Here is a 6,475-nt window from a genome sequence, read left to right as displayed (position 1 = left end):
GTGCGTCGGCCTGCTGCGTCAACAACGCGGTCTGCACCTGAGCCTGCTGACCCGCCGGGATGTCGGCGAGAAGCGTCGCGTCGCTTGCCGTGGCCTCGGCGTCGCTTCCGGGCCGACCGGTGCTGCTTGAGGCAACACCAGCAACGGCGCCTACAGCGGTGACCGCCGTGGCCGACACCACTGCGAATCCCCGGACCGAAATCCGGTTCACTCCGGCCTCCCAACTGCGGGCTCGCGGGCGACACAGGCCGCGATATCGGAGCCAAGACGGCCAGCGGTCCAACCGGCCGAACGGTCCAAGTACATGAGATCCCCTCCCCATGTGAAGTGCGGTTCTCGCATCCTATACGCACGGGCTCGGAGCCAGGTTGCATCGGATCGGAGCCTATTTTGCGCCGTCCGAAAAAGGGAACCGTATGTGGAGTGCTCAGGATGTTGCACATGATCAGGTCCCCCCGCCGGGCAAATGGTCTGGATATCACCGCCGTTGCGCAGAAGGTAGCGGAGGCCGCTGTTCGTAGGTGTGAGACAGCAGAGCAGTTGCGGCGGGGTGGTTCCCCCTCCGAGTTCGAGATGGACCCGGAGCGGCCGGCTGACGCCTGGGCAGCCAAGCACCCTGGGTGGCAGCGCGTCAGGGACTTGATGGTTGCGGCCGGTTGGGGCGCGTACGAGCCGGAGCAGGGCGCCCAGGGCTCGATATGGGCTCGGGAGCGCAAAGAGCGGCGTGCCGGTGCTCTTGTGGCGCGGGCCGCCTTCGAGGCGCGGCGGCGGGAGGCGCGGACGAAGCGCGGGCGGAGCTGTGGTTGTCCGCTGGACCCGGCCGACGGATCCGGCCGACGGATCCGGCCGACGGATCCGGGCTGTGGCCGATCGGAGCGGGCTCCAGCCGTCGCAGGTCCTGGCGCAGCTCGCCGAACGGGTTGTGGTGGGCGAGGACGGTACGGGCTGGTCCCCCTTCACACCGCCCGGTGATTTCCCGAAACGGTCATAGAAAAAGCTGGAGGAGAATCATTGAACGCCGGGCATTGAGCTCCGGGCACACCCGGTCGACCGGAAGGCGAGTTTCCCCAAGTGGGTGGGATTCTCTGCAAGGTCATCTGTGCCCCCTCAGGGGGCGCGGGGCACGATCGTGTCCGCGACCGGATCCGGGAAGACGATCACCGCCGCCGCGGCCGCGCTGGAGAGCTTCCCCGGCGGCCACATCCTTGTGGTGGTGTCGGCCTTGGACCTGCTCGCGCAGACCGCTGAGACATGGCGCCTGGTGGGCCATCGCTCCCCCATGGTCGCCGTGTGCTCACTGGAGAAGGACGAAGTCCTGGAGCAGCTAGGCGTGCGCGCTACCACCAACCATCCAGCGCGCCCTGTGGGTCGGGCGCGAGCCCGTGGTCGTGTTCGCCACGTACGCCTCCCTGGTGGACCGCGAGGACATCGACGCACCGATGGGCCAGGGCCGCGTTCGCGGGCCGCTTCCGCGCTCTCGCCACCCCGATCCAGGCCGTCACTCACTGGCCAGGCAGGTAGGACGCCGGTGTAGCTAGAAGTGATCCGAGTACGAACACGGATGGGGACTGAGTAGGGTGAAGATCACGGATGGGGCACCGCCCCCCGTATGAACCCTGTAGTCAACCTTTCTCTGAGGTATGTCATGCGTAAGTTAGGAACAGCTGCCGCGGCACTCCTGGTGGCCGGTGCCGGCCTGGTGGCCACCGCCGGGACGGCCGGCGCCGCGACCGGTCCCGTGGACAAGGCCCCCTCGGCCGAAGCCTGTTCGACCGCCTGGGGCAGCGGTACCAAGTCGGCGACGGACTCGGACACCAAGCCGCTGAGGAACATCACGACCAGCCAGAGCACCTGCTACGACCGCATGGTCTTCGACGTCAAAGGCGTGAGTGGCAAGATCGGCTACCACGTCGGTTACGTGCCCAAGTTCCACCAGGACGGCTCCGGCGAGCAGATACCAGTCACCGGCGGCGCCATCCTGCAGATATTCGTGTCCGCGCCGAGCTACGACCCGGCGACGCACAAGCCGACGTACGCCGGGAAGGCGGGCAAGCCGCTGCCCGGCGTGAAGATCACCGGATACAAGACGTTCACGGACACCAAGTTCGGGGCGAGCTTCGAAGGCCAGACCCAGATCGGCCTGGGTGTACGAGCCAAGCTGCCCTTCCGAGTGCAGCAGTCCGGCGACAAGCTCATCGTGGACGTCGCACACACCAGGTAGGCAACGCTGAGGGCTGCCCGGACGCACCTCCATCCGGGCAGCCCACCCGTACGCAGACACGCTCGAAGGCACGGCGGTCGTGGAGGGCCGCATGGAGCTGAAGCCCGGCGACTGTGAGGGGCCGGTGGGGTGAAAATCGCTGCCCTGCTCCGCCACTGGTCCGTGATACTCCGCCGTATGGCGTTGACGCAGCAACTCGCACGGGTGACCCCGCAGTACCTTGAACAGTGCCGTGAAACCGCCGCGGCCTCGCCGGACGGAATCCCCACAGTGGGGCCCGCCCGAATGCGACACCCTGGATCTCAACTGGGCGATCTGGCAACTCCTCTTGTTCTACCGGCGTATGCAGGCCGACGAGCAGCACATCCGGGTTCTTCAGCGCAGCATCGAGGGGGATCCCCATGGCGACATCGCCTTTCTCGACCATCCCGAGTTCTACGACGGCTTCGACGCCCCTCCCGCTCACCTGGCTCCTGCGGCAGTGACCGAAGTAGCCCGCGAGCTCGCAGCCATGGACATCGGCCCCCTGCTCAAGAGTCTCCCCGCATAGCGCGCAGCCGGCGGATTCGCAGAGTTCACCGGAGATCCGCGCACGTATCTCATCGAGCACTTCACTGTGCTGCAAAGCTTCTACAGCACTGCCAGTAAGCGCGGGGACGGCGGTGGTGACCTGGGTCGACTGAACACCGAGCAGGTCCTTCCGACGAGTGACGCGTCCGGGGAAGCGAGGGCAGAGCGAGCGCGGGAGCATCGTCAGCGGACGACGTCGAAGATGTTCTTCTGCAGGCCGTTGGCGTACACCTCGTGCTCGACCAGCTTCAGCTTCTGGGTGTCCTTGTCCGTGTCGCTGAACAGACGCTTGCCCGCGCCAAGCAGAAGCGGGAAGACGAGCAGGTGGTAACGGTCGATCAGACCCGCATCCGAAAGGCTCCGGTTCAGGGCGGCGCTGCCGTGGACGATGATCGGGCCGCCCTCGGTCTCCTTCAATGCGGCGACCTCGTCGAGCGAGCGCAGGATCGTGGTCTCGCCCCAGTTCGACACCAGGTCGTCCTCCGTGAGAGTGGTGGAGACGACGTACTTCGGCATCACCTTGTAGTCGGCGAAATCCTCCATGCCCGGCCACACCGGACTGAACGCCTCATAGCTGACCCGGCCCATCAACATCGCGGTGGCTTCCTTCTGCTCCCGACCCTTGATGTCGAACGCCTCGGGGAGGAACTCGACGCATTTGAAGGTCCACCCAGAGTTTCGGTAACCGGGCTCGCCGCCCGGGGCTTCCACGACGCCGTCGAGCGAGATGAAAGCGGTGCTGATCAGGGTACGCATCTATGGTTCCTCTGTGTCTCGTGCCTGGTCCCAGCAGGTTCTGTCGGTGCACGCTTCGACCACACTCGCGGCCGTGGCGCACCAACCATGATCTCTGACTGCGGATCACGGAGAAACTCATCGGTCGTCGCCCGCCCCTCCCGGCGGCCTCGGCCATCCGGTTCACCTCGGGGATTCACACCCGGGCCCGACCGCGAGACTTACCAGCAGCGCAACAGCGACGAGCGGTGCATGCCCCGCCTCAACCTGTGGTGCGGAATCTCGATGTAGTCGGGCTCGGTGATCCAAACGAACTGGCCACCAGGCCGCCGTGCCCGGACTGGCACCCAGGCCTCCGCCGCCATTGGTGTCACGGGCCCTGACTGCCGTGCGGCGGCGGCTGTTCCATGGCCTCGGGTGTGTCACGGTCTGGGGTATGACCGAGGGGACCGAGGGCCCAACGCGGTCCCGTGCGACGAGCAAGCTGCTGAAGACGTCGGATCGGATCCGGCAACTCGAAGACCGGCTCTCCGAACTCCCCAGGCGATCAAGCCTGGAAGGAATCAGGACTCGGCACCGCCGCCGCCATCGAAGAACTCCAGCGCCAGATCGTCCACTTGGAACAGACGAACGTGGACCTGACAGCGCAGCTCGAAGAACGCCAAGCCAAGCTCGAAGCAGCCCGAGCCGCGAACCGCGAACTAACCCGGGCGCTCAACCAAGCACGCCCCTGACAAAGGAAAGCCGTTCCTCGCCCGGGGCCGCCCGTCTCATTGGCTCGATCATGGGCCGACGGGCTGGGTGGCCACGCTGGTGGCCATGCAGAACTGCCGAGCGCCGCGCAGTGTGGTGCTCAGTTCCCGCTGGGTCGCCCGGCTGTCGAGGCGCACGTCGAGGGCGCCGGGCAGTGTGCTGTCGGCCCGCAGGCCCGCGGGCAGCCGGGAGGCGTCGAGACCGTCACGCCTGGCGATGAGGACGCCGAGCTCGTGACGGCTGACGGCGTCAGCTCCCGCGAGATGGTGCACGCCTCGTGCGCCAGAGAACGCCAGTTCCAGCAGGGCCGCGGCCAAGTCGCCGACGTGCACCGGGCAGCGGATGTCGTCGGTGAACAGCACGCCGGTCCGGGTGCCGGACAACAGGGCGTGCACCAGGTTTACGTGCTCAGACCGCCGGTCGCCGATGATCAGGGAGGTCCGAGCGATAACCGCATCGGGATCCACGAGGCGCACGCCTGTCTCCGCTGCCGCCTTCGCCGCGCCGTAGGGAGTAAACGGGTCAGGAAGGCAGGACTCGTCGTAGTGGACGCGGGTGACGCCGGAAAACACCGCGTCGCTGGACACATGGACCAGGTGGGTGCCGTACTCTGCCGCAGCCATCGCCAGGCGCACCGGGCCCTCAGCCGTGACCGCCCAATCGGCGGCGCCGCTCGACGCATTGACGACCACGCGCGGCTTCACCTCGGCCATGACTGCTTCGATGCGGCCGGGGTCTCGGAGGTCGAGTGCCTGCCACGCGGCATCCGAAGCACTGCCGGGCCTGGATGCGAAGGTCGCGGCCGTCGCGTGTCCTGCCGCTCTCGACTGGCGGACCAACTCAGTGCCGAGGAACCCACTGGCGCCGATGATCAGGACCGTCATGGGCGACAGCGTAGACCTGGCGCCTTCGTGGCCGGACACATTCCCCGGGCCGCTGCTACACCACTGCCAGAGCCCGGACGCCCGCGTCGCGCATGGCCGCGAGCGGGGCCGGGCTGCATCCCGTCTGCAGCTCAACCTGACGGGCGGCCTGGTGCAAGAGCGTGGGCGGGCCACCAACCACGGTGGCCCGCGCGCCGGGCGGCCCCGGCGAGCCGGGTGGGCCAGGGCCGGTAGACAACGTCGTGCAGCGTGTTCCCCGCGCTCGGCCACCCGGAGGCCAATTGGTCGGCGGCGCCCGGCGGGAGGGCGGAAACCACTACGTTGGCCCCCAGGTGCCGGGCCACGGACGCGTCCGTCGGCGCTGTCACGGCCGGTGGTGGAGCATCGCGCCGACACCCTCGTCGCTGGTCTCGAACGCGATGCCGCGCAGCACGACCACCGGGGCGCCGCGGCCACGCTGGCCCAGGATGATGCCAGCCGCCGCGGTGACCATGTCCGTGAACGTCTCCTCCTGCCGCTTGCCGCCGGGTGCCTCGGACACGCGCAGCGGGGCGATGCCTGCCGCTCCGATGGAAATGACTGTGGCGCCGCGGCGGTCGGCGCGGCCGTCGGAGTCGGCGATGACGACGGCGAGACGCGTGCCGGTGGCCTCGGTGAGTTCGTCTCGAAGGCGGCGGGCCGAGGCGTCAGGGTCGGCTGGGAGCAGCCAGGCGCCGCACTGCTCGGCGCGGTCGACACGTGAACCGTTCGTGTGCCGTTTCCTTCGGCCATCGGGCCGATGCCGGTCTCAGCAACATGGCGGAAGCCGATGACGCTGTCGTCGCGCTCGCCGCGCAGGCCCTCGACGCCCTCGCCGGACGCGGTTACGAGTACGGAGGCGAGCGCCGGGCCGGATTCCTGCCTGAGCATCAGCACGCCGTAGGGAGTGTTCTCGCGGGTATCGGTGTGCGCCTGGTCGATGACGAACTGCGGACCGGCGGCCTGGTGCCGGGCGTCGTCCTCGGCCTCAAGCTGGCGGCGCATCAACGCGACCTGTTCCTGGGCGGCGTCCGCCTGGGTGCGCGCGTACTTCGCGGACTGTTTGGAGATGCGCGCCTGCCAGATGGCGACGAACGCCGCGCCCGCGCTCACTGCTGCCGCCGCGATCGCCGTGATGAGTTCGCCGTCCATGTGTCCCACCCCTCGGCACCGGAGGCCGCTGTCGGACCGCACGGAAGACTTCAGTAGCGCACGATTCATTTCAGTACGCCCTTCAGTGCCGCAGCGAGGGTTTCAGTGTGGCGGCCTGGGAGGCGACGGGCGCGCTCGATCA

The 6,475-nt window shown here is 68.0% G+C and carries 5 protein-coding genes and 3 pseudogenes; 4 read left to right on the top strand and 4 right to left on the bottom strand.

Annotated elements, in window-relative coordinates; translation table 11 throughout:
- Positions 1–211, bottom strand: a pseudogene (locus ACWGI8_RS12125) (lytic transglycosylase domain-containing protein); the annotation flags it as partial.
- 813 nt (positions 212–1,024) lie between these two features.
- Here ACWGI8_RS12125 and ACWGI8_RS12120 point away from each other — a divergent pair.
- The 3 genes and pseudogenes from ACWGI8_RS12120 to ACWGI8_RS12110 form a co-directional block, all read left to right on the top strand.
- Positions 1,025–1,469 (top strand): annotated as a pseudogene (locus ACWGI8_RS12120) (DEAD/DEAH box helicase family protein); the annotation flags it as partial.
- A gap of 176 nt (positions 1,470–1,645) precedes the next feature.
- On the top strand, positions 1,646–2,221 hold the full coding sequence (locus tag ACWGI8_RS12115) for an AMIN-like domain-containing (lipo)protein (protein ID WP_453660176.1): 576 nt from the start codon (positions 1,646–1,648) through the stop codon (positions 2,219–2,221).
- 232 nt (positions 2,222–2,453) lie between these two features.
- On the top strand, positions 2,454–2,771 hold the full coding sequence (locus ACWGI8_RS12110; protein ID WP_453660174.1) for a hypothetical protein: 318 nt from the start codon (positions 2,454–2,456) through the stop codon (positions 2,769–2,771).
- A 203-nt stretch (positions 2,772–2,974) separates the two neighbouring features.
- Here the strand turns inward: ACWGI8_RS12110 and ACWGI8_RS12105 are convergent, their stop codons facing one another.
- The 3 genes and pseudogenes from ACWGI8_RS12105 to ACWGI8_RS12095 form a co-directional block, all read right to left on the bottom strand.
- A complete protein-coding gene (locus ACWGI8_RS12105) occupies positions 2,975–3,547 on the bottom strand; it encodes a dihydrofolate reductase family protein (protein WP_453660172.1) in 573 nt (190 codons plus the stop codon).
- Positions 3,548–4,308: 761 nt separating this feature from the next.
- A complete protein-coding gene (locus ACWGI8_RS12100) occupies positions 4,309–5,163 on the bottom strand; it encodes an SDR family oxidoreductase (RefSeq protein ID WP_453660170.1) in 855 nt (284 codons plus the stop codon).
- A 364-nt stretch (positions 5,164–5,527) separates the two neighbouring features.
- Positions 5,528–5,875, bottom strand: a pseudogene (locus ACWGI8_RS12095) (coenzyme F420-0:L-glutamate ligase); the annotation flags it as partial.
- An 83-nt stretch (positions 5,876–5,958) separates the two neighbouring features.
- Here ACWGI8_RS12095 and ACWGI8_RS12090 point away from each other — a divergent pair.
- Positions 5,959–6,390, top strand: a complete 432-nt coding sequence (locus tag ACWGI8_RS12090) for a hypothetical protein (protein ID WP_453660168.1) — start codon at positions 5,959–5,961, stop codon at positions 6,388–6,390.
- The last annotated feature ends 85 nt before the right edge of the window (positions 6,391–6,475 follow it).

This window comes from Streptomyces sp. NPDC054841 (assembly GCF_053611045.1).
This window is presented reverse-complemented; position numbering and strand designations above follow the sequence as displayed.